The organism is Pseudoalteromonas denitrificans DSM 6059 (assembly GCF_900112265.1).
Taxonomy (GTDB): Bacteria; Pseudomonadota; Gammaproteobacteria; order Enterobacterales; family Alteromonadaceae; genus Pseudoalteromonas; species Pseudoalteromonas denitrificans.
This window is the reverse complement of the sequence record NZ_FOLO01000125.1, coordinates 1-1,243: the sequence shown is the minus strand read 5'-3', so window position 1 is coordinate 1,243 and position 1,243 is coordinate 1. Positions and strand designations below refer to the sequence as shown.

Genomic DNA, 1,243 nt, shown 5'->3' with positions numbered 1-1,243 from the left:
AGTTAGCGTTTAATAATAAAGAGTTATTAAACGGTGATCTTCCTACAAAGGACTTTCACCTCATAAGTCAATGCCCATGCCGGGCGTACACAAGTTAATGTTATCGGAATTTTATTACTGGGCGTTCCGCCCAAAACGTAATAAAATCCGCAAATTAAGGCGTTAACTGGCACTTTAGCCTTTTGCTTACAGAAAGATCATCATAAAAAATTAAATTTAGGCAAAGTGAATATCTCAAACATTTTGGTTGTATGTATAAACAAAACAGGACGCGTCTGACACTTGAAAAATACGAAGAAACAAAAGCTGATACCAAGAACTTTCATAGGTTATTAGTAATGAAAATTAAGAGGCTAGACTTTTTATTACTATTTAATATAACCCTATTTTTACTAATTATAATTAATGGCGTTTTTGTTAGAGGAGAGGGCCAGTTTCGTGAATCAGCATGGGTTTTTGATAAGGTTGAACATGTTAGATGTAAAAATGATCGTTTTTCTGAACATACAATAAAATTAAAAAATAATAAAAAAAATATAATGATTTTGATTGATAAAATGTCTTGTCAGGATTTAAATAAATTAAGTAAATATGAAACTGTAAGTGTATTCGTTGACTATGGTTATGGGCCTGCGGAATATAGCAGTAGAATAAAAACTGAAGATAACAATTTTATCGGTCGAGGTAATAAAGATCACCTTTATGATGGAAAGTACCTAAATGGGTTTGAAAGGTTAATCTTACTTGTACTTGTTATTTACTTTATAACTCGCTTTTTTAAGTATTTAAGAGAGACTAAACTGTCATAAAAGGGAGTCAAATTGATTTGCCGATAAATATTCTTAAGTTTTATCTTCTTTACATAGAAACAAAAGCAGTGTCAGGTAACCAACATCTGTCTCATATAAATTTAAAGTTAGCTGGTGTACTAAAACTACTTTAACATCAGTGGTGTGCGCAGTTAACAAGTGCCTCTTAGGGAATTTTAATAGCCGCTTCGCGGCAATTAAAATCCCAAAAGGCAAACGTTACCTGGCACATTTGAATTTGCGCTGTCTCATATTGTAGATAACCGCCTTGATTTATCAGGTTTCGATGTCTGGTATAAAAATGATAAACGTGGTGCAGCAGCGTATCCGCCAACGGTGATGTTAAAGATTATATTACTCGGTTATGCGCATGGTTTAGTATCGAGTCGTCGTATTGCTCAAGCGTGTGAAACCAATATAACCTTTATGAGTTT

Annotated in this window: 1 protein-coding gene and 1 pseudogene; both read left to right on the top strand. The window is 33.3% G+C overall.

Annotation, left to right across the window (positions count from 1 at the left end):
- Positions 1 to 338: 338 nt before the first annotated feature.
- Positions 339 to 809, top strand: coding sequence for a hypothetical protein (locus BM088_RS26910; protein ID WP_143085175.1), 471 nt, complete (start codon positions 339 to 341; stop codon positions 807 to 809).
- Positions 810 to 1,010: 201 nt separating this feature from the next.
- Positions 1,011 to 1,243 (top strand): annotated as a pseudogene (locus BM088_RS27995) (transposase); the annotation flags it as partial.

What these genes read in the sequence shown, in the direction of transcription:
- BM088_RS26910 (WP_143085175.1), top strand. Translation starts at nt 339, where the DNA reads ATGAAAATTAAGAGGCTAGACTTTTTATTACTATTTAATATAACCCTA.